We start from the raw sequence: 20,294 nt of genomic DNA, 5'->3' as shown, positions 1-20,294 counted from the left end.
GGCCGTCGCCGCGCTGCCCGCCTCCGACGCGGGCGACGACGACGCCCGTTTCACCGTGGACGGCGCCGAGGCCCACGAGCTCAGGCCGCGGCGTCCGTCAGGTGCGCTTCCAGAAGGGGCCGCGCCTGCCTCCGTCGCCGGGGGCGCCCGGAGTTCCTGGGTCGCCCGCCGGTCTCACGCCCGCCGAGCGTGGATCGCCCGCCGGTGGCGGGGGAGTCGGGCCGGTCAGGGCCGTGAGGACCTCGACGGCGCGGGCGTGCAGGGCGTGGGCGTCCGCGCCAGGACGCTCGGCCGCCGCCAGCTCGGCCGCCAGGCGTTCCAGTTGCTCGTTCCCCCCGAGGTACGCCGCCAGCGCCGCCAGCCGGGTGCCCAGGTCGGCCAGGTAGAGCAGGTCGGGTGCGGCCAGGGCCCTGAGGCGGTCGAGCTCGGCCACGAGCTGGGGGCGTACCGACTCCAGACGCCCGCCGGCCACCCGGCCGCGACCCCGGCGCGGCCCGCCGGGACCCATCGGCATGGGCGCCGGCGAGGGAGGCAGGGCGCCGCCGTCCTGCGGCCCTCCGGTGAGGAAGCCCCGCTCCATCTCCATCCCGCCCGCGCTGCTCAGCCCGGGCTGCGGCGTCCGCATCCTGGCCGGGCTCGCCGGCGCGGCGGCCAGCATGACGTTCGCCCCGAAGGCGCCCATCCCGGGCGACTGCGGCGGCTCCCACCCGCTCGGCGGCTCGACCGGCTGGATGACGCGATGCTGCGGCCCCTCGCCGGCGACCTGCCGGGTGTCCACCGCCACGTACGCGGTGAACCGGCAGAGCACGCCGTACTCCAGCGAGGTGCGCACGATGCGCTCCTCCAGGTCGTGCTCGCCCATGGCGTACCGGTCCTCCAGCTCGCGCAGGTGAGCGCGGGCCCACACGGCCGTGATGGCCGGATTGTCCACCGTGACGCCGTCCACGCGCTCCTCCCACGGCCCCCGCGCGGTCAGCCCCCGCACGGTCACCGACGAGCCCTCGCGACAGCGCCCGTACGCGCGCAGCGGCACCCCCGGGAAGATCGACCCCAGATGGGTGACGGTCTCCGGCTCGACCTCCAGGCCCTTGAGCGCCAGGTCGGTGACCAGGGGAGCGCCGATCCTGCGGTGGATGTGCTCCATGGCCGCGTCCAGCCGGTCCTCCGACTCGACCAGCTCGCACCGGCCCGCGCCGAGCCCCGCGAGACGGCCGAGGAACCCGGCGTTCACCGCCCTGTCGATGCCCACCGCGTGCACGCGCATGGCCGACAGCGCGCCGCCCGCCTGCTCCAGGATCTGGTCCTCGTTGCCGACCTGGCCGTCGGTGACGAGCACGACGACCCGCTCGCGGCCCTCCGTGCGGCCGTCGAGCAGCGCGACGGCCCGGCGCAGCGGCTCCAGCAGCTCGGTGCCGCCCCGGGCGTCGACCCTCGCGAGGTGCTCGACCGCGCGGTAGCGGTTGCGGTCGGACGCCTCTGCCAGCCCCTCGAACGCCTCCTCCACCACCGAGTCGAACGTCAGCACCGCGAACCTGTCGTGCGAGGTCAGCGTGTCGACGATGCGCGCGGCGGCCCGGCGGGCGCAGACCATCTTCCAGCCGCCCATGCTGCCCGAGCGGTCGAGCAGCAGCACCAGGTCGCGCGGCGTGCGGGCGCCCTCCAGCGGCGGCGGCAGCACGGTCAGCGCGAACGTGCCCTTGCCGCCCGCCTGCCCGCCCGCCTGCCCGTCCAACTGGAGAGCCGTGGAAGCGGCGAACGTCAGCCGCAGCACGAAGTCGCGGTCCAGCCGCTCGCCGGGGCGCAGGCGTACCGTGCCGCCCTTCTCCTCGACCACGTGCAAGCTGGAGGCGAGCTCGCGCAGCTCCAGCCCGGCCGCGTCCACGGTGGCCGTCAGCGACAGGCGTACGGGGTTGGGGAAGCCGGGCAGCAGCACCGGCGGGCTGATCCTGGAGGCGTCGGGCACGGCGTCGGTGTCGGGCGCCACGCCGTCGCCGGCCGGCGGGCCGTCGATCGGGCGGCCGGGGATGTAGCGCGGCGCCACGACCAGCGGGAACCTGAACGTGGCGGCGCCGTCCTCGTACGGCAGCGGCTGGCTCATGCTCAGGCGCACCGAGACGCGCTCGCCGGGCAGGATGTTGCCCACCCTGATCGTGAACACGTCGGGCCGGTCCTCCTCGGCGATCGCCGCCCGCCTGCCCTCGCGCAGCGCCCGGTCGTAGTCGGCCCTGGCCTGGCCGCGCTCCTTGAGCACGCCCTCGACGACCCGGTCGTCGGCCTCCATGCGGAAGCCGGTCACCGCCGCCCTGTCGGGCAGCGGGAAGACGTAGGTGGCCTCCAGCGTCACGTCGTACGGGTTGGTGAACCCCTGCGTGACCTCGACCCCGGTGATCAGGCCCGAGATGGCGGCGGTCACGTCCACGCTCTCCAGCGGCAGGTTGCCGCGCTCGGTCAGCAGCGCGCCGAACCCGGCGTCCGGCACCGGCAGGCACCGCGCGGGCTCCAGCGAAGTGATCCTCATGTCAGCTTCCTCTCTTCGAGCACCGCGAGCAGCGGCCCGGCCGCCGCCAGCACCGCCTGAACGTCCTCATCCGACAGCGCCCGTCTTCCGTCGAGCACCAACCGCACCCCATCGCCCAGCCTGACCCCCGTGACGACCCCGGCCGCCGGCCCAGGCTCAGCAGCGCCGGCGGCGGACACCTCCGGTGGGCTACCCGGCCGCTCAGCCCAGAAGCGCGCCCGCTCCCCGCCCCCTGCGGCGGCCGGGGCGGGGCCGGGGCGGGGGAGCGACCCGTTCAGGCCGGACGCCTGCTCCAGAGTGTGGTCGGTGGCGCCGGTCAGGGCGGTCTGGATCTCGGCGATCGAGTGGCCGGCGGCCTGCATGCGCTTGACCGCCACGAGCTGCAGGAGGTGGCGGCGGCCGTAGCGGGCGATCCTGCCGCGCCGGGTGAGCGGCGGGTCGAGCAGCCCGATCGTCGTGTACCACCTGATCAGCCGCTCCCCTGGCACATCACGGACCCGTCCGTTCGCGGAGTGACCGGCGGCCGCCGCGCCGTCGCGCAGCGCGCGGGCCGCGTGCTCGGCCAGCTCGCCGATCGTCCAGGTCTCGCTCATACCTCCACAATGACACTGTCATTGTTACAGTGTCAACGTGCTCGTGTGGTGGAAGAACCGCAGGCCGAAAACCGTTCTAAATGTGTAAAAGCCGACCGGCGGGGAGGAAAGTACGCATGGCTACAATCACCGGACCACTCTCGGGCGACGCCAAGAACACCGTCGTCGAGGCCCTCCAGGGCGCCCTGGTCGATCTCATCGATCTGTCCCTGGTCGCCAAGCAGTCCCACTGGAACCTCATCGGCTCCCACTTCCGCCCCATCCATCTGCAGCTCGACGAGGTCACCGACCTCGCCAGGACCCACATGGACACCATCGCCGAGCGCGTGGTGGCCCTGGGCGCCAACCCGGACGGCCGCGCCGCGACCGTCTCCCGCGAGACCAAGCTCCAGCAGCCGGACGGCGGCTGGCAGGAGGACGGCAAGGTCGTGGCGACCATGACCGACATCCTGGGCGGCATCAGCAAGCGCATGTACGAGCGCATCGCGGCCACCGAGGAGGCCGACCCGGTCAGCCAGGACCTGCTCATCGCCGTGGCGCAGGAGGTCGACAAGCAGCACTGGATGTTCCAGGCACAGCGCTGATCCGAGGGCGCGCGACGAAGGAGAGCCCGGGCGTACGGCCCGGGCTTTCGTGTGCCCGGGGCCGTCCGTGCCGGGGGCGGTGGCGAGGTTTGCGGAGAGTTTGGTTTCGCGAGTCCCTGTCATTCATGTCGGTGCGGTCGACTAGCGTGGCACCTAGAGGGAGGCCCCACGATGTCGCACAAGACTCTCCTCCGCACGGGCCCGCTCTTGCCGGGCGGCATCAGCCCGTACGGTCCGCTCGGACTTCCGGGCCCCGACGGCCTGGCGCTGCCCCCTGGGTTCGCCGGCCGGGTGGTGGCCCGCAGCGGTCACAAGGTCGCCGGCCTGACCTGGCACGCGGCCCCCGACGGCGGCGCCTGTTTCCCCGACGGCGCCGGCTGGATCTACGTCTCCAACTCCGAGCTGCCCCTGCTCGGCGGCGCGTCGGCGCTGCGGTTCAGGGCCGACGGCAGCATCGGCGACGCCTACCGCATCCTGTCGGGCACCGACCTCAACTGCGCGGGCGGCGCCACGCCGTGGCACACGTGGCTGTCGTGCGAGCTCGGCCACCGCGGCCGCGTCTTCGAATGCGACCCCTACGGCGCCCGCGCCGCGCGTCCCCGGCTGGCGATGGGCCGCTTCAAGCACGAGGCCGCCGCCTGCGACCCGGAGCGGCGGGTCATCTACATGACCGAGGACGAGCCCGACGGCTGCTTCTACCGGTTCAGGCCGGGCGACTGGGGCGACCTGACGGAGGGCACGCTCGAGGTGCTGTGCTCGTCGGGCCGCTGGCAGGCGGTGCCGTCGCCGGCCGCGCTGCTCAAGGAGGCCCGCCACCAGGTCGAGGGCGCCCGCCACTTCGACGGCGGCGACGGCTGCCACTACGCCGGCGGGGTGTGTTATTTCACGACGAAGGGCGACACCGGGCTGTGGGCGTACGACGCGCAGACCGCCACGCTCGACCGGCTGTGCGAGGGCGTGCGGGCCATCACCGCCGCGCCCTCCGGTGACCTCTACGTCGCCAGAGAGCGCGCCGAGATCGACGTGATCGCGCCCGACCGGGCGGTCACCCCGTTCCTGCGCCTGGAGGGCCACCACGGGGCCGAGCTGACCGGGCTCGCGTTCTCGCCCAGCGGAGAGCGCCTCTACTTCTCGGCCAGGCGCGGCCGCACCGAGGGCCACACCTTCGAGGTGACGGGCCCCTTCCGTCCCTGAGCGCTCAGGCGAGGTCGAGGGTCCACATCTCCTCGACCAGCTCGACCCCGTTCTCCGAGCCCTTCTCCGCCGACTCCAGCTCGAACCCGGCCGCCCGGTAGATGCGCCGCGCGCTGGTCAGGCAGTCGCGGGTCCACAGCGTGACGCGCCGGCAGCCCTCGTCGCGGGCGTGCCGTACGCACTCCTCGACCAGCCGCCGCCCGATGCCGAGGCCGCGCGCGGACGGCTCGACCAGCAGCAGCCGCAGTTTCGCGGTCTCGTCGTCCTGCCGCATGCAGAAGACGCAGCCGGCCCGCTCGCCGTTCACCTCGGCGATCCACCCGGCGTCGCGGGCGGGGTCGAAACCGGCCACGATGCCGGCGACGAGCTGCTCGAACGCGGTGCCCCAGCCGTACTCGGCGCTGTAGAGCACGCCGTGCCGGTAGGCGACCCAGCCGAGGTCGCCGGTGCGCGGGGGCCTGATCACGTACGAGCGGGGCTCGCGCGCCCCGTCGAGCACCTGCCTGATCGCCGCCATGCCGCCGACCAGCCGCGCCTGGTCCTCCTCGGCCAGCTCGCCGAGCAGCTGCGCGATCTCCTCGCCCGAGCGCCGGTCGAGCGCCGCGAAGACCTCGGCCCCGCCGGGGGTGAGCCGGACGAGCTGCTTGCGTGCGTCGGAGGCCGAGCGCTCGCGCTCCACGAGCCCGTCGTTCTCGAAGCGGGTCAGGATGCGGCTGAGGTAGCCGGCGTCGAGGCCGAGCAGGCCGCGCAGCTCCCCGGTCTCGACCCGGTCGGTCTGCGCCAGCTCGAACAGCACGCGTGCCTCGGTCAGTGAGTACGGCGAGTCGTGCATACCCGCCTGGAGCACGCCGATCATCTTCGTATAGAACCGGTTGAAGGCCCTGATCTCAGTAACCCTTGCTTCTGTCAACGAACTCATTGCTTCAGTCAACCATAGGAGGATCCCCGCTGTGAAGCACCTGCGCATAGGCGGATACGGCCCGGGCATCGTCACGATCGATGACGGAAAGGAGCACGGCCTCGCGCGGGTGACGGCGCCGTCCTTCCTCGCCGCCCACCCCACGCTCCCGGTGCTGTACGCCGCGGGCGAGCTCGAACGCGGCTGGCTCACCGCCTTCGAGGTCACCAGCGAGCTGACCCCCTTCGACGAGCGCCCGAGCGAGGGCCACAGCCCCTGCCACGTCGCCGTCGACCCCACCGGCACACTGCTCGCGGCGGCCAACTACGGCGACGGCACGGCGGTCGTGTACCACCTGGACGAGCGCGGCGCCTTCACGGGCGAGCCGCTCGTGCTGCGCAACGAGGGCTCGGGGCCCCACACGGAGCGCCAGGAGGGCCCGCACGCCCACCAGTGCGTCTTCCACGACGGCCTGCTGCACGTCTCCGACCTCGGCACCGACGAGATCCGCCGCTACCGCCCCGACGGCACCCGGCTGGAGCCGATCACGCTGAGCCCCGGCACGGGCCCGCGCCACTTCGCGTTCGCCGGCGACCGCCTCTACGTCGCGGGCGAGCTCGACGGCACCGTCACGCTCATCGACGGCGAGCGCCGCACCAGCGTGCCCGCCTCCCGGCAGGAGGGGGCCAACGCGCCCTCCCACCTCCAGCTCGACGGCGACTTCGTCTACGTCGCCAACCGCGGCCCCAACACCGTCTCGGTGCTGCGCGCCGGCGACCTGTCCCACGTGGCCGAGGTGCCGACCGGCGGCGACTGGCCCCGGCACTTCGCCATCGACGGCGAGCACATGTACGTGGCCAACCAGTACGCGAACACGGTCACCCGCTTCACCCTGCGCGACGGGGTGCCCGCGCCGGACGGGGTGGCGTACGAGGTGGACAGCCCGGCCTGCGTCCTGGTCATGTAAGGACTTCACCAAGTCGCGGCCAGAGGAGGCACGCCACGCCGACCATGGGCGCGTGCGCAAGGTGCTCCTCGTCGTCCTCCTGCTCGCCGCCGGCTGCGGCGAGCCTCCTCCGGCCGCGCCGCGACCCGTCGCGCCGCCCGCTCCGATCGTGGGGGCGGACGTGCAGGAGTCCTGGCGGATCCACAAGCAGGGCGCCGAGCACGAGATCGAGGGGTACGCCGACCGGGTGAGCGTGCTGCCCGGCGAGCGGCTGCGGCTGCACGTCTCCACGACCGCGCCGCGCTTCACCGCCCGCGCCTTCCGCATGGGCGCCAACCCGGCGAAGGTGTGGGAGTCCGACCCGGTCAAGGGGGTGCGCCAGACGCCCGCCAAGGTCGTGGACGGCACGGTCACCGCCGCCCACTGGACGCCGTCGCTGACCGTGGACACCGACGGCTGGCCCGAAGGCTCGTACCTCATCAGGCTCGACGCCTCCACCGGCGCACAGCGCTACGTGCCCGTCACCGTGCGCTCGGCCTCCACCGCCGGCCGTGTCGTCCTGGTGAACGCGGTCACCACCTGGCAGGCGTACAACCTGTGGGGCGGGCGCAGCCTCTACCAGGGCCCCGGCGGGTACGCCGACCGCTCCCGCGCCGTCACCTTCGACCGGCCGTACGACCACAGTGGCGCCCGCCTCTTCCTCGACTTCGAGAGTGAGGCGCTGGCGGTGGCCGAGCAGAGCGGCGTGCCGCTGGCGTACCTGACGAACCTCGACCTCGTCCCCGGCGCGCTCGACGGCGCCCGCGCGGTGATCTCGCTCGGCCACGACGAGTACTGGTCGCCCGGCATGCGCCAGGTCGTCACCCGGGCCAGGGACAGCGGCACCAACCTCGCCTTCCTCGGCGCGAACGCCGTCTACTGGCGCATCGCCGTGCACGGCAGGACGGTCGCCTGTGACAAGGAGCGCGACTGCCGGCTCTGGCGCGACACCCGGCCGGAGAGCGCGCTGGTGGGGCAGATGTACGACTGCTTCCCCGCCGAGGGCGTCTACCGGGTCAGCAGGCCCGACCACTGGATCTTCGCCGGGACCAAGGGGCGCAGCTTCCCCGGGCTCGTCGGCGTGGAGACCGACCGGGTGTCGCGCGGCTCGCCCGACGGGGTGCAGGTGCTGGCCGAGTCGCCGTTCTCGTGCGGCGGGCGGCGCAGCGTCACGCACAGCACCTACTACACGGCGCCGAGCGGGGCCGGGGTGTTCGCCTCGGGCACGATGCGGTGGGTGTGCGGGCTGCGCGGCAAGCGCTGCGGCCACGGCGTCACCGACTCCGCCGCCGCCTTCACCCGCCGCGCCACCTTGAACCTCCTCACCCGCTTCGCCCAGGGCCCCGCCGCCAAACCCTGATCCCACACCCCCGGGTGGCCCGTCGGCATGACCTGATCCCGCGAGCGCGCCCCCCGGGCCCCGGCAGGGCTCTTTGTCAGGGGGGTGGGGTGGGCCACGCCTGCGCAGGCTGCCCCCGCGAGCCCCAGCCCCATATCTGCCGGGCGCTCGGAGGGGCGGGTCAGGTGGGGCGGGCGGCGGTGCGGGTCAGGGTCACCGCGGCCTGCCAGCGGGCGTAGGCGGCATCGTCGCGCTCGCCAGGCTCGAAGCGGCGGTCGAGGCGCCAGGTCTCGCGCAGCTCGGCCTGCGAGCCCCACACGCCCGCCCCCAGGCCGGCCAGGAAGGCCGCGCCCAGCGCCGTGGTCTCCTGGATCGCGGGGCGCTCGACGGCGGTGCCGAGCTGGTCGGCCTGGACCTGCATGAGCAGGTCGTTGGCGCTGGCCCCGCCGTCGGCCTTGAGCACCTGCACCGACCCGGCCGTCATCGACTCGACCACGTCGCGCACCTCGAACGCGATGGCCTCCAGCGTCGCCCTGACCAGGTGCGCCCGGGTCGTGCCGCGCGTGATGCCGGTGATCAGCCCGCGCGCCTCGGGCTCCCAGTGCGGCGCGCCGAGCCCGGTCAGCGCGGGCACGAACACCACCCCGCCGCTGTCGGCCACCGTACGCGCCAGCGCCTCCGACTCCGGCGCCGACCCGATCAGCCCCAGCCCGTCGCGCAGCCACTGCACCGCCGCGCCGGTGACGAAGATCGACCCCTCCAGCGCGAACGTGCGCTCACCGGCGGGCGTCTGCCAGGCCACCGTGGTCAGCAGCCCGTTCTCCGGCCTGGCGATCTTCTCGCCGAGGTTCGCCAGCACGAACGAGCCGGTGCCGTAGGTGCACTTCACGTCGCCCACATCGAAGCACGTCTGCCCGAACAGCGCCGCCTGCTGGTCACCGGCGACCCCGCTGATCGGCAGGTCGAGCCCGAGGAAGGAGGACGGGTCGGTCCGGCCGAGCGGCCCGAAGTTGGGCACGATCTCCGGCAGCGCCGGCTCGGGCACGCCGAACAGCTCGCACAGCTCCGGCTCCCACCCGCCGGACGCGAGCCCGTACAGGGGGTGCGCGAGGCGTTGGACGGGTCGGTGACGTGCCGCGCGCCCGCCGTCAGCCGGGCGATGAGGTACGAGTCCACCGTCCCCACGGCGACGGCCCCCGACGTGACGCCCGCCCACACCCCGGGGTCGTGCTCGGCCAGCCAGGTGAGCTTGGTGGCGGTGAAGTAGGGGTCGAGCCGCAACCCGGTCAGCTCGCTCACCCGCGGCTCGTGCCCGGCGTCGCGCAGCCGCCCGCACAGCCCCGCGGTGCGGCGGTCCTGCCAGACGATGGCGCGGCGCGGCGCGGCCAGCGTGCGGCGGTCCCACAGCACGGCGGTCTCACGCTGGTTGGTGATGCCGACGCAGGACGGCCGCAGCGAGGTGCCGCGCAGCGCGGCGGCGCAGGCCGACAGCGTGGCCTGCCAGATGTCCTCGGGGTTGTGCTCGACCTGGCCCGGCTCGGGGAAGTGCTGGGCGAACTCCTCGTACCCCTTGCTCGCGACGCTTCCGTCCTCCGTGACGACGAGCGCCGTCACTCCCGTCGTCCCGGCGTCAATGGCCAACACGGTCACGGACATTCCTCCTCTAACGATCACGACACGACCGGGCGCCCAGGTTTAATTCCGCAGCCTCGCGTTTGGTCTAGACCACTGCGTGTGATGCCGGGCACAATGCGAGTCTGACATCAGGTCTGGTTCGTGACCCCTATCGGGAGGAACCCGCCATGCGTATTGGAGTGCTCACCGGAGGCGGCGACTGCCCCGGGCTCAACGCCGTCATCAGGGCAGTGGTGCGTAAGGGGGTGAGCGTCTACGGGCACGAGTTCGTCGGCTTCCGTGACGGCTGGCGCGGCCCCCTGGAAGGCGACACGATGCCACTCGACATTCAAGCCGTACGCGGCATCCTGCCGCGCGGCGGCACCATTCTGGGCTCTTCCCGCACCAATCCGATCAAGATCGAGGGCGGTGTCGACCGGATCAAGGAGAATCTCGCCGCGACCGGCGTCGACGCGCTGATCGCCATCGGCGGCGAGGACACCCTTGGCGTCGCCAAGCAGCTCTACGACCGTGACGTCCACGTGGTGGGCGTGCCCAAGACCATCGACAACGACCTGTCCGGCACCGACTACACCTTCGGCTTCGACACCGCCGTCAACATCGCGACGGAGGCCATCGACCGGCTGCACACCACCGCCGAGTCCCACCACAGGGCGCTCATCTGCGAGGTCATGGGCCGCCACGCCGGCTGGATCGCGCTGCACGCGGGCATGGCGGGCGGCGCCAACGTCATCCTCATCCCGGAGAAGCCGTTCGACATCGACCGGGTCTGCGAATACGTCGAGTCCCGCTTCCGCACCCGCTACTCGCCGATCATCGTGGTCGCCGAGGGCGCCCACCCCGTCGAGGGGCAGATGGAGCTGCAGGCGGGCACGCTCGACGCGTTCGGGCACGTCCGGCTGGGCGGCATCGGCGAGGTGCTGGCCAAGGAGATCGAGAAGCGCACCGGCAAGGAGGCCCGCACCACCGTGCTCGGCCACATCCAGCGCGGCGGCACCCCGACGGCCTACGACCGGGTGCTGGCCACCAGATTCGGGCTGCAGGCCATCGACGCGGCCCACGAGGGCGACTTCGGCAAGATGGTCGCGCTGCGCGGCACCGACATCGTCCGCGTCGGGCTCGACGAGGCCACGGCCGAGCTGAAGACGGTGCCGGTCGAGCGCTACTCCGAGGCCGAGGTGTTCTTCGGCTGACTGTAAGCCGGTTGCAAGCGGGCGGCCGTACCGTCGAGAGCAGCGGGGTTATCCGCTACAACCCCCTCGGGGTACGGCTTGCGCCGCGTCACGTCGGCGGCCCACCTGTGCGCCGCAAGCCGTACCCATGACATAGCTCAACCGCGGGGCGTGCCGAAGAGATCCACCTCCGGCGCGCCCTCGGCGTTTCCGCGGCGCAGCCGCTCCTTGAACTCCGCCTCGCTGCGCAGCTCCTTCTCCGACGGCGACAGGACGACGGCGAGCAGGAGCCCCACCGTGACCAGGCTGATGCCGACGATGAGCGGCAGCAGGAAGTCGATGCCCTGAGCGCCGGCCACCGGCACCATGTCCGAGTGGGTCCGCACCGACATCGACGCCATGCCGGTGTAGTGCATGCCGGCCACCGCGATGCCCATGACGAGCGCGGCGCCGCCGATCTTCAGCGCGCCGGTCACCCGCAGCGCGAACCACAGCGCGGCCGTCGCCGCCGCCACCGCGATGAGCACCGACAGCGCGACGACGGGCGGGTCGTAGGAGACGTGGCCTGACATGTTCATCGCGGCCATGCCCAGGTAGTGCATGCCGGCCACGCCTGCGCCGGTCAGCACGCCGCCCGCGATCAGGCGGCTCGGCCGCTCGCCGCCGTGCGAGGCGAGGAACAGGCCGGCGCCCACGACGACGATCGCGAGCAGCGCCGACGCCACGGTGAGCGGCACGTCGTAGCGGATCACCGAGCCGGGCACGGAGAAGCCCAGCATGGCGACGAAGTGCATGGTCCAGATGCCGGTGCCGCCGATCGCGACGGCCGCGCCGGCCAGCCAGTACTTGGCCTCACGGCCGCCGGTGAGCCGTGCCCGCGCGGTCAGCAGCAGCCCCAGCATCGAGCCCACGCTGGAGACGGCGTACGCGAGCAGGGGCGTCAGCAGCCCGTGCGAGAAATGCTCGATCGGCGACATGCCCCACCCATCCCCTTACCGCATCGATGAGGGGAGTATGAGTGGGGCTCAGCTCTTCGCGCAAGTATCAGCAGGCACGGCCTTCAGCCGCGCCTGCTCACGCCTCCTGCGTTTCTTCCTAGCGGCGCCTGCCCCTGGATCGCGCGGGCTGCTGGCGCGGCGACGGGGCCGGCTGCGGCTGGACCGGCTGCGGTTGGGCCGGCTGCGTGGGCGGCATCGGCTGCATCGGCTGCTGGCGGCCCTGCATCGGCTGCGGCCGGCCGGGCACGGGAGCGGCCAGCGGCGCCGGGTAGGCGGCCAGCTGCTGCTGTTGCTCGGAGTTGCGCCGGCGCAGCTCCAGCTTGGCGAGCAGCTCCGCGTCCTCGGTGAGCTCCTCCTCCGACGGGGACAGGATCACCATGAGGAGCATGGTCAGGGTGATCAGGCTGATGACGGTCATGAGCGGGACGAGGAAGTCCAGCGCGTCGGCGCCGGCGACGTCGCCGATCACCGGGTCGACCGTGACGTGCATGGCGTACATGCCGGTGTAGTGCATGCCGGCCACCGCGAGGCCCATGACGAGCGCGGCGCCGGTGATCCAGATGGGCTTCCTGACCCGGGTGGTGAACCAGAGCGCGACCGTGGCCGCCACCACCGCGATCGCGACGGAGACGCCGACGAGCACGCGGTCGTAGGAGACGTGGGCGGACATCTTCATCGCGTACATGCCGAGGTAGTGCATGGAGGCCACGCCGAGCCCCGTGAGCAGGCCGCCGCCCAGCAGCGCAGGCCACCGGCCGCCGCCGTAGGAGACGAGGAACAGGCCGGTGCCGACGACCACGATGGCGACCAGGGCGGAGGCCGCGGTCAGCCAGACGTCGTACTTGATCTGGGTGCCCTCCACCTGGAAGCCCATCATGGCGATGAAGTGCATGACCCAGATACCCGTGCCGCCGATGGAGACGGCCGCGCCCAGCAGCCAGCGCACGCGTGCTCCGCCGCGCGAAGCGTGCGCCTGCGCGGTCAGCCGCAGCCCGAGCATGGAGCCCATGCAGGACATGACGTAGGCGAGCAGCGGTGTGAGCAGTCCGTAGGTGAAGTGATCCACAGCGGAGGTCATCTATCGGTCCTTGCGATTTAGGGGTTCCCGGATTTTGCCATCCCGGATGTCCCATTCGCATGGATATTGCAACTATCTGTCAAATCGCACTGTCGGAAACATGAGACATCCTCATAACTCTCCGGGGTGCGGGTGCCGCGCAGAGTGAGGGCAGAGTGAGGGCAGAGTGAGGGCAGAGTGAGGACGGTGAGGAGGGCGCGGCGCGGACTAAACTCGATGGGTCGCGACGTTGCCATCAACGGCCGCGTTCCCCATCTTCCCCGGAGGTTCCACCATGACGATGTCCGCCCTGGGCGAGCCGTGCGTTCTGCTCAAGCTGGGCGAGATCGTCCTCAAGGGCAAGAATCGCGAGCTGTTCGAACGCCGCCTCATCGGCAACATCCGTGACGCGCTCCAGAGCGTCGGCATCCAGGTCGACGTCCGCAGGCGGCACGGCGTGGTCGCGATCTTCCTGCCCAAGGGCGCCACCGCCGAGCAGGCCGACGCCGTCGCGGAGCGGGTCGCCGACGTGCCAGGACTGGTCTGGATCCACCGCGCCTGGCGGGTCGCCAAAGACCCCGACACCGTGCTCAAGGCCGGTCTCGAGCTGGCCGGCGAGAGCGAGGCGGCCAAGCGCGGCGCCCCCTTCGCGGTCCGCTCCCGCCGCCGCGACAAGCGCTTCCCGCTCAGCTCCAACGAGCTCGACCGGTTCGTCGGCGGCGCCATCAACGACGAGTACAACCTGCCCGTCGACCTCAAGAACCCCGAGCTGACCATCTTCATCGAGGTCGACAGGGACGAGGTGTTCGTCTTCACCGGCGGCATCCCCGGCCAGGGCGGCCTGCCCGTCGGCAGCAGCGGGCGGGCGCTCGTGCTCATGTCGGGCGGCATCGACTCGCCGGTGGCCGCCTACCGCATGATGCGGCGCGGGCTCCACGTCGACTTCCTGCACTTCTCCGGCATCCCCTTCACCACCTCCGAGTCGATCTACAAGGCGTACGCGCTGGTCAAGAAGCTCGACCGGTTCCAGGGCAAGTCGCGCCTGTGGGTGGTGCCGTTCGGCAAGGCGCAGCAGTCGATCCGCACCTCCGGCCAGGACCGCCTGGCCGTGATCGCGCAGCGGCGGCTCATGCTCAAGACCGCCGAAGAGGTCGCCCACCGCATCCGCGCCTCCGCGCTGATCACCGGCGACGCGCTCGGCCAGGTGTCGTCCCAGACGCTGGCCAACATCACCGCCCAGGACAACGCCGTCGACCTGCCGATCCTGCGGCCCCTCGTCGGGTGGGACAAGACGGAGATCATGGCCGAGGCCCGGCGCATCGGCACGCTCGAGATCTCCGAGCTGCCCGACGAGGACTGCTGCTCGCTGCTCGCGCCCAAGCGGGCCGAGACGCGGGCCAAGATCGAGGACCTCAAGCAGATCGAGAAGCGGCTCGACGCCGAGGAGCTGTGCGTCCAGCTCGCCGACTCCATCCAGGAGTACACGCTCTGAGATTCAGGAGCACATGCCTGTGAGCCGCTCCCCGGACCCCGCGGCGGCGGGGCCGGGGATCGCTTCGGCGAGGCGTCAGGCGGTGGCCGTTGCCCTGCCTGGCGTCAGGCGATGGCTGGGCGGAGGTGGCGCCAGTAACGGTCAGGCGGTGACGGTCAGGCGGTGAACATCAGGCGGTGAACGTCAGGCGGTGACCGGGGTGGCGGTGGTGGCGGCCGTCCTGCCGAGCAGCGGCGGGAAGTCCGTCATGATCTGCGCGAGCTCGCCCAGGTCGGTGTCCACGAGCGCCTGCGGGCCGTCGCAGAGCGCCTGCTCGGGCTGCGGATGCACGTCGATGATCACGCCGTCCGCGCCCACGGCGACGGCCGCCCTGGTCAGCGGCAGCACCAGGTCGCGCCGCCCGCCCGAGTGCGACGGGTCGACGATGACCGGCAGGTGCGACAGCCGCTGCGCCACCGGCACCGCCGAGACGTCGAGCGTGTTGCGGGTGGCCGTCTCGAACGTCCTGACGCCCCGCTCGCACAGCACGATGTCGAGGTTGCCGCGCTGCGCGATGTACTCGGCGGCCATCAGCCACTCCTCGATGGTGGCCGTCATGCCACGCTTGAGCATCACCGGCCGCCCGGTGGCGCCGACCGCCTGCAGCAGCGCGAAGTTCTGCATGTTGCGGGTGCCGACCTGCAGCATGTCGGCGTAGGAGGCCACCAGCTCGACGTCGCGGACGTCCACGACCTCCGTGACGATCGGCAGCCCCGTCTCCTCCCGCACGTCCGCCAGGATGCGCAGGCCCTTCTCGCCGAGGCCCTGGAAGGCGTACGGGGAGGTGCGCGGCTTGAACGCGCCGCCGCGCAGCAGCACCGCGCCGGCCGCCTGCGCCATCCGCGCCGCGTCGAGCGTCTGCCGGTGCGTCTCCACCGCGCATGGCCCCGCGATCAGCGTCACGGTGTCGGGGCCGATGGGCACGCCGCCCACGTGCACGGTGGAACGTTCCGGATGATTCTCCCTGCTGACCAGCTTGTACGGCGTCGAGACCCGCATGACGTCCCGCACCCCGCCCATGCCGCGCAGGGCGGCGGCGTCGAGCTGCGTCACGTCGCCCACCAGGCCGACGATCGTCCTGCGCACGCCCTTGCTGACGAACGCCTCCACCCCGGCCGCCTCGACGACCGACACGATCGCCGCGAGATCGTCCGCGGTGGCCTCAGGGCCCATCACGATCACCATGTTGCCGCTCTCCTTCTCCGGAAAACACGAAAGGCCCCGGGTCCTTGAGGACCCGGGGCCTTTCGTTCGCCTGTCTGCTAGTGCAGCGTCAGATGGCGAACGGACTCGGGTCCGTCGCCATACCAAAACAGGAACGCTGCGCGCATAGCCCTAAACGATAGCGCACCGCACCCGCTGCCGAGGCACGCGACGGCCGATGGCAGGATGGCCACGAGACGCGAGAGCGGTGAAGGGAGTGTTCGTGGAGGAGTCGCGCCTGCCTCCAGGCCAGTACGTCCCACGCGGCAGGCCCGTGATCCACTACGGCCGCGTGCCCGCGTTCAAACCGGAGAGCTGGGACTTCCGGGTGTTCGGCGCGACCGCGTCGGGCGAGGAGCACTGCTTCACCTGGCCGGAGTTCGAGCGGCTGCCCCGTGACACGCGGGTCGAGGACTTCCACTGCGTCACCAAGTTCTCGCTCATGGCCAACGAATGGCGCGGCGTCACCCCGGCCACGATCATGGCGGCCGCCCCGCCCGACCCCGGCGTCCGCCACGTGATGATCTGGGCCGAGTACGGCTACAGCGCCAACCTGCGCATGTCCGACTTCGCCGCGCCGGGCACGCTGTTCGCCCTGGAGTTCGAGGAGAAGCCGCTCAGCGCCGACCGCGGCTTCCCCGTACGCATCGTGGTGCCCCACCTGTACGCGTGGAAGAGCGTCAAATGGGTGCGCGGCATCGAATACCTGCTGGAGGACCGCCGCGGATTCTGGGAGGAGCGCGGCTACCACAACGTCGCCGACCCGTGGCGTGAGCAGCGCTACTCCTATCAGGAAGAACCCGGCGAAGGCCCCGACTGACTTCACCCTCCGTTCGCCCCCGTGCACCGTGCGTTTGCGGCTACGGTTTCCCGCATGCTGACCACCGGGTGCGTGGCGCTGGCCTGCCTGTCCTTCCTCCTGGGCCACGCGTTCGCCCGCCGCCGCCAGGCGCCGCCGCGCAGGACGGACGCGGCGACGTTCGCCACGCTGCACGTCGCCGCGATGGCCGCCCCTGCCCTGCGCGCGGGGCTCGACCGCGACTCCGCCGGCAAGGCCGTACGCCACCTGCACACCCTCCTCGGCACCAGGGCCGTCGCCCTCACCTCGGCGGACGCCGTGCTGGCCGTCGAAGGGCCGGGCGCCGGCCGCGTGCTCGGCCACGCCACGGCCGCGCTGGCCGCCGGACGGGCCCAGGTCTTCCCCGACGAGCCGTACGCGGCGGTCGTGGTGCCGCTGACCGTGGACGGCACGGTCGTCGGCACGCTGGCCGCCTTCGACGACGAGGTCAGCGCGGCGCTCGTGCGTACCGTCACCGAGGTCGCCGGGTGGGTGTCCGGCCAGCTGGAGCTCGCCGAACTGGCCGCCTCACGGCAGCGCGCGATGGAGGCCGAGATGCGGGCCCTGCGCGCCCAGATCTCGCCGCACTTCGTCTACAACGCGCTCACCACGATCGCCTCGTTCGTGCGGACGAACCCGCGGCGGGCCCGCGAGCTGCTGCTCGACTTCGCCGACTTCTCCCGTTACGCGCTGCGCCGCGCCCACGACTTCACCACCCTGGCCGACGAGCTGACCTGCGTCGACCGCTACCTGCTGCTGGAGCGCGCCCGCTTCGGCGACAAGCTGCGCTTCAGCATGCAGGTCGCGCCCGAGGTGCTGCCGGTGCCGGTGCCGTTCCTGTGCCTGCAACCGCTGGTCGAGAACGCCATCAAGCACGGCATGCGCGGCCGCGGCGGTCCCGGCGAGGTGCGGGTGGTGGTGCGCGACGCCGGCCCCGAGGCGCACATCACGGTCGAGGACGACGGCGCCGGCATGGACCCCGAGTGCGCCCGCCGCATGCTGGACGAGGACCCGGCCCGCGAGGGCAGCGGCATCGGGCTGGCCAACGTGGACCTGCGCATGCGGCAGATCTACGGCGACGGCTACGGGCTGGTCGTCGAGACCGCGCTGGGAGCGGGCACGAAGGTGCGGCTGCGGGTCCCCAAGTCTCTTTCTGTGGTCGAATGATTACGCTATGCTGACGTGTCTCTTGTGACCTCTGCTTTCATACGACAGCGTGGTGGACATGCTGAGAGTGCTGGCCGTCGACGATGAAGTGCCTGCTCTGGAGGAGCTCGCCTACCTGTTGCGCCAGGACGACCGCATCGAGCACGTCACGACGGCGGCCGACGGCGTCACGGCGCTGCAGGACATGGTGCAGATGATCGGCGGCGGTGAGCGGCTCGACGGGGTGTTCCTCGACATCCGGATGCCCGGCCTCGACGGGCTCGACCTCGCCCGGCTGGTCGGCGGCTTCCCCAGCCCGCCCCGGCTGGTCTTCGTCACCGCCCACGAGGAGTGCGCGGTGCAGGCGTTCGAGCTGGAGGCCGTCGACTACCTCCTCAAACCGGTCAGGGCCGAGCGCCTGTCCGAGGCCGTGCGGCGGCTGGAGGCGGCCACCTGTCCCGCGCCCGAGCCGGGGCAGGACGACGTGATCCCGGTCGAGCTGGGCGGGCGCACCCGGTTCGTGCCGCAGCAGGCGGTCTGGTTCGCCGAGGCCAAGGGCGACTACGTACGCCTGCACACCGTCGACGGCAGCTACCTCGTCCGCATGTCGCTGGCCGCTCTGGAGCGGCGCTGGTCGGACGCCGGGTTCATCCGCATCCACCGCAGCACGCTCGTCTCGGGGCGGCACGTCAGCGAGCTGCGCTTCGAGGGCGGCCGGGTGACGCTCACCGTGGGCACCGAGACCCTCCAGGTCAGCAGACGTCACAGCCGCCAGGTCCGCGACCAGCTCGTCCGCCACCACCGCGGCACGCTGCCGTAAGGGGTCCGTCGACTCGGCGGGCGGAGCGGTCGCGGTGGGCGTGATCGCCGGTGGGGTGTGATGGGGGCGGTCGTTTCGGGGGAGCGGGCGGGCGTGAAGCCGGGGGTGCCCGCATCGTGTCCCGTGGGCGTTGCGGCGTGCGAAGCCTGCGCGGTGATGGTAATGATTTCCCTGGTCACCATGGGTCGGCCGCGCGGGGGGCGGGCTGGGCGATTGTCAGGATGCATCTCCCCGGGTGACTTGCGGGCCCCCCTTGCTACCGTTCGTCGCGCCCGGATGACCGCTGGCCGTGTGGCCACTCTCCGTATGGCGATGACTACAGACCGCTCAACGAGCTGTACGTGAACAGGGTATCCCCCACAAGATCGCAACCGTAGTGTTTCGGCATCGGAAGCCATCCCGGCGCATCGGGAGGGACGAGCCGGGGGGCTCACGACAGGCTCGATGCGCCGGCTTCACCGGCGACGCGCAGGTCGCCGCGGCGGCCGGGCCCTTGACCGGGGGGTAGGGCCCGACACGCCGATCCGTGAAGGGGCGCCCGCGTGGCCGCGATTCTGGGCCCCGCGATCCGGCACGCGGGGGCGGCCGCATCGCGCGAACGGGCGCCCCTGTCACGGCCACCGCTCTCCCGGGCGCCTCATCCCGTTACACCACCCCACACCCTGAGTCGGCCCCTCACACTCCCGGGCCTTCCCACCACCGCACGCCGGACAGCGGCCGACCCGGGCGACGGGCAGCCTCTTCTGCGGCGTCGCGCCCTCCGGCCGCTCGTACTCTCCGAGCTCCGGCAGAAGAGGTCAGCCGTCGCGGAGTTTCTTCAGCAGGGCGATGTCCTCGGCGTGTTTCGGGGCCTTGCCCGGAGTCTCGATGCAGATCGGGACGCCGGCGACCGCCGGGTGGCGCATCAGGTCGGCGAAGGGCTGGGCGCCGATGTGGCCGGCGCCGATGTTCTCGTGGCGGTCCTTCTTCGAGCCGCACACGTCCTTCGAGTCGTTGGCGTGGACGAGCTTGAGCCGGCCGGGCGCGATCGCGTGGAGCGCGTCGAACGTCTCCTGCACCCCGCCCTCGGCGGCGAGGTCGTGTCCGGCGGCGAAGGCGTGGCAGGTGTCGAGGCAGATTCCGGCCCGGGGATGCCAGTCGAGGGTGGCGAGATAGGGCTCGAGGTCCTGGACCGTGGCGCACAACATGGCGCCCTGGCCGGCCATCGGCTCGAGCAGCAGGTCGGGCCCGCCCTCGGGGATCTCGTCGAGCAGCGGCAGAAGATGCTCATGGAGCTGGCGCATCGCGTCGTCGCGCGACTGCGTGACCGCCGAGCCGGTGTGCACGACCACGCCGCGCGCGCCGGTCTCGACCCCGCGCCGCAACGTGTGGCGCACGATCGCGACGGAGTTGGCCAGCGTCTCGGGGCTGGGCGAGCCGAAGTTGACGAGATAGGGCAGGTGGATGAACGTGGGCACGCCGGAGGCGGCGAGCGCCGCGTCCTGGTCGGGCTTGCCCTCGGTGAGCGCCCAGCCACGCGGGTTGGTGACGAACACCTGGATCATCTCGGCGCCGATCTCGGCCATGTAGGACAGCCCGCCTTTGGCCAGGCCGCCCGTGACGGACACGTGCCCGCCGATCAGGGATGTTGGGGTCATGATGGCACCCAGTTTAGGGCCGCCGGCCGACACTTCCGCAGATCAGCGCCGCCGCGCACGACCGCGCTCCGCGCGATTGGAGCATGACACGAAAAGTGCCCGGGTTCGTGGCCGTGAGTTGGGAGTTCTGGCGGATGGACCGGGCA

Annotated in this window: 18 protein-coding genes; 9 read left to right on the top strand and 9 right to left on the bottom strand. The window is 72.1% G+C overall.

Features of this window, described 5'->3' with window-relative positions; all coding sequences use genetic code 11:
- Positions 1–97: 97 nt before the first annotated feature.
- Both AB0K28_RS49460 and AB0K28_RS49455 read right to left on the bottom strand, forming a co-directional pair.
- Complete coding sequence (locus AB0K28_RS49460) at positions 98–2,518, bottom strand: VIT domain-containing protein (protein ID WP_364384988.1); 2,421 nt, start codon at positions 2,516–2,518, stop codon at positions 98–100.
- Positions 2,515–3,111 carry a helix-turn-helix domain-containing protein gene (locus AB0K28_RS49455; protein ID WP_345401119.1) on the bottom strand — a complete coding sequence of 199 codons (597 nt, stop codon included), beginning with the start codon at positions 3,109–3,111 and terminating at the stop codon, positions 2,515–2,517. The genes AB0K28_RS49460 and AB0K28_RS49455 overlap by 4 nt, the downstream gene beginning before the upstream one ends.
- A 116-nt stretch (positions 3,112–3,227) precedes the next feature.
- On the opposite strand from AB0K28_RS49455, the gene AB0K28_RS49450 reads away from it, so the two are divergent.
- Positions 3,228–3,695 (top strand): DNA starvation/stationary phase protection protein, encoded by a 468-nt coding sequence (locus AB0K28_RS49450; RefSeq protein ID WP_345401122.1) that lies wholly within the window; start codon positions 3,228–3,230, stop codon positions 3,693–3,695.
- Between the two features lie 171 nt (positions 3,696–3,866).
- Positions 3,867–4,889, top strand: coding sequence for an alkaline phosphatase PhoX (locus tag AB0K28_RS49445; protein WP_364384984.1), 1,023 nt, complete (start codon positions 3,867–3,869; stop codon positions 4,887–4,889).
- Between the two features lie 4 nt (positions 4,890–4,893).
- Here the strand turns inward: AB0K28_RS49445 and AB0K28_RS49440 are convergent, their stop codons facing one another.
- Complete coding sequence (locus tag AB0K28_RS49440; protein ID WP_364384981.1) at positions 4,894–5,745, bottom strand: helix-turn-helix domain-containing GNAT family N-acetyltransferase; 852 nt, start codon at positions 5,743–5,745, stop codon at positions 4,894–4,896.
- Between the two features lie 94 nt (positions 5,746–5,839).
- Here AB0K28_RS49440 and AB0K28_RS49435 point away from each other — a divergent pair, with 94 nt between their 5' ends.
- Positions 5,840–6,754 (top strand): beta-propeller fold lactonase family protein, encoded by a 915-nt coding sequence (locus AB0K28_RS49435; RefSeq protein WP_364384978.1) that lies wholly within the window; start codon positions 5,840–5,842, stop codon positions 6,752–6,754.
- Positions 6,755–6,806: 52 nt separating this feature from the next.
- Positions 6,807–8,132: a N,N-dimethylformamidase beta subunit family domain-containing protein gene (locus AB0K28_RS49430; RefSeq protein WP_364384975.1), complete on the top strand. Its 1,326-nt coding sequence runs from the start codon at positions 6,807–6,809 to the stop codon at positions 8,130–8,132.
- A gap of 160 nt (positions 8,133–8,292) precedes the next feature.
- On the opposite strand, the gene AB0K28_RS49425 is transcribed toward AB0K28_RS49430, so the two are convergent.
- A complete protein-coding gene (locus AB0K28_RS49425; protein ID WP_364384995.1) occupies positions 8,293–8,970 on the bottom strand; it encodes an FGGY-family carbohydrate kinase in 678 nt (225 codons plus the stop codon).
- A gap of 26 nt (positions 8,971–8,996) precedes the next feature.
- Complete coding sequence (locus AB0K28_RS49420) at positions 8,997–9,761, bottom strand: FGGY family carbohydrate kinase (protein WP_364384972.1); 765 nt, start codon at positions 9,759–9,761, stop codon at positions 8,997–8,999.
- Between the two features lie 152 nt (positions 9,762–9,913).
- On the opposite strand from AB0K28_RS49420, the gene AB0K28_RS49415 reads away from it, so the two are divergent.
- Entirely contained in the window at positions 9,914–10,939 is a 1,026-nt protein-coding gene (locus AB0K28_RS49415) for a 6-phosphofructokinase (RefSeq protein WP_364384969.1), read from the top strand.
- 137 nt (positions 10,940–11,076) lie between these two features.
- Here the strand turns inward: AB0K28_RS49415 and AB0K28_RS49410 are convergent, their stop codons facing one another.
- The gene (locus tag AB0K28_RS49410; RefSeq protein WP_345401138.1) at positions 11,077–11,895 is read right to left on the bottom strand and encodes an MHYT domain-containing protein; all 819 of its coding nucleotides are present in this window, start codon (positions 11,893–11,895) and stop codon (positions 11,077–11,079) included.
- Positions 11,896–12,013: 118 nt separating this feature from the next.
- Positions 12,014–12,994 (bottom strand): MHYT domain-containing protein, encoded by a 981-nt coding sequence (locus AB0K28_RS49405; RefSeq protein ID WP_345401141.1) that lies wholly within the window; start codon positions 12,992–12,994, stop codon positions 12,014–12,016.
- A 274-nt stretch (positions 12,995–13,268) separates the two neighbouring features.
- Here AB0K28_RS49405 and thiI point away from each other — a divergent pair, with 274 nt between their 5' ends.
- Positions 13,269–14,465 (top strand): tRNA uracil 4-sulfurtransferase ThiI, encoded by a 1,197-nt coding sequence (thiI, locus tag AB0K28_RS49400; RefSeq protein ID WP_345401144.1) that lies wholly within the window; start codon positions 13,269–13,271, stop codon positions 14,463–14,465.
- Between the two features lie 183 nt (positions 14,466–14,648).
- Here thiI and aroF read toward each other — a convergent pair whose 3' ends face one another.
- Complete coding sequence (aroF, locus tag AB0K28_RS49395; protein ID WP_364384964.1) at positions 14,649–15,689, bottom strand: 3-deoxy-7-phosphoheptulonate synthase; 1,041 nt, start codon at positions 15,687–15,689, stop codon at positions 14,649–14,651.
- Positions 15,690–15,930: 241 nt separating this feature from the next.
- Here aroF and AB0K28_RS49390 point away from each other — a divergent pair, with 241 nt between their 5' ends.
- The 3 genes from AB0K28_RS49390 to AB0K28_RS49380 are packed head-to-tail and all read left to right on the top strand — an operon-like array spanning position 15,931 to position 18,511.
- Entirely contained in the window at positions 15,931–16,527 is a 597-nt protein-coding gene (locus tag AB0K28_RS49390) for a molybdopterin-dependent oxidoreductase (RefSeq protein WP_345401147.1), read from the top strand.
- Between the two features lie 54 nt (positions 16,528–16,581).
- On the top strand, positions 16,582–17,712 hold the full coding sequence (locus AB0K28_RS49385) for a histidine kinase (protein ID WP_345401150.1): 1,131 nt from the start codon (positions 16,582–16,584) through the stop codon (positions 17,710–17,712).
- A gap of 58 nt (positions 17,713–17,770) precedes the next feature.
- Positions 17,771–18,511: a LytTR family DNA-binding domain-containing protein gene (locus AB0K28_RS49380; RefSeq protein WP_355429422.1), complete on the top strand. Its 741-nt coding sequence runs from the start codon at positions 17,771–17,773 to the stop codon at positions 18,509–18,511.
- Positions 18,512–19,308: 797 nt separating this feature from the next.
- Here the strand turns inward: AB0K28_RS49380 and AB0K28_RS49375 are convergent.
- Entirely contained in the window at positions 19,309–20,148 is an 840-nt protein-coding gene (locus AB0K28_RS49375) for a deoxyribonuclease IV (RefSeq protein ID WP_364384959.1), read from the bottom strand.
- Between the last annotated feature and the right edge of the window lie 146 nt (positions 20,149–20,294).

Source organism: Nonomuraea sp. NPDC049504 (genome assembly GCF_040676845.1).
GTDB classification, from domain to species: Bacteria; Actinomycetota; Actinomycetes; order Streptosporangiales; family Streptosporangiaceae; genus Nonomuraea; species Nonomuraea salmonea.
This window is presented reverse-complemented; position numbering and strand designations above follow the sequence as displayed.

What these genes read in the sequence shown, in the direction of transcription:
- AB0K28_RS49380 (WP_355429422.1), top strand. Translation starts at nt 17,771, where the DNA reads ATGCTGAGAGTGCTGGCCGTCGACGATGAAGTGCCTGCTCTGGAGGAG.
- AB0K28_RS49455 (WP_345401119.1), bottom strand. Translation starts at nt 3,111, where the DNA reads ATGAGCGAGACCTGGACGATCGGCGAGCTGGCCGAGCACGCGGCCCGC.
- AB0K28_RS49385 (WP_345401150.1), top strand. Translation starts at nt 16,582, where the DNA reads ATGCTGACCACCGGGTGCGTGGCGCTGGCCTGCCTGTCCTTCCTCCTG.
- AB0K28_RS49450 (WP_345401122.1), top strand. Translation starts at nt 3,228, where the DNA reads ATGGCTACAATCACCGGACCACTCTCGGGCGACGCCAAGAACACCGTC.
- thiI (WP_345401144.1), top strand. Translation starts at nt 13,269, where the DNA reads ATGACGATGTCCGCCCTGGGCGAGCCGTGCGTTCTGCTCAAGCTGGGC.
- AB0K28_RS49440 (WP_364384981.1), bottom strand. Translation starts at nt 5,745, where the DNA reads ATGATCGGCGTGCTCCAGGCGGGTATGCACGACTCGCCGTACTCACTG.
- AB0K28_RS49415 (WP_364384969.1), top strand. Translation starts at nt 9,914, where the DNA reads ATGCGTATTGGAGTGCTCACCGGAGGCGGCGACTGCCCCGGGCTCAAC.
- AB0K28_RS49460 (WP_364384988.1), bottom strand. Translation starts at nt 2,518, where the DNA reads ATGAGGATCACTTCGCTGGAGCCCGCGCGGTGCCTGCCGGTGCCGGAC.
- AB0K28_RS49375 (WP_364384959.1), bottom strand. Translation starts at nt 20,148, where the DNA reads ATGACCCCAACATCCCTGATCGGCGGGCACGTGTCCGTCACGGGCGGC.
- aroF (WP_364384964.1), bottom strand. Translation starts at nt 15,689, where the DNA reads ATGGTGATCGTGATGGGCCCTGAGGCCACCGCGGACGATCTCGCGGCG.
- AB0K28_RS49410 (WP_345401138.1), bottom strand. Translation starts at nt 11,895, where the DNA reads ATGTCGCCGATCGAGCATTTCTCGCACGGGCTGCTGACGCCCCTGCTC.
- AB0K28_RS49445 (WP_364384984.1), top strand. Translation starts at nt 3,867, where the DNA reads ATGTCGCACAAGACTCTCCTCCGCACGGGCCCGCTCTTGCCGGGCGGC.
- AB0K28_RS49405 (WP_345401141.1), bottom strand. Translation starts at nt 12,994, where the DNA reads ATGACCTCCGCTGTGGATCACTTCACCTACGGACTGCTCACACCGCTG.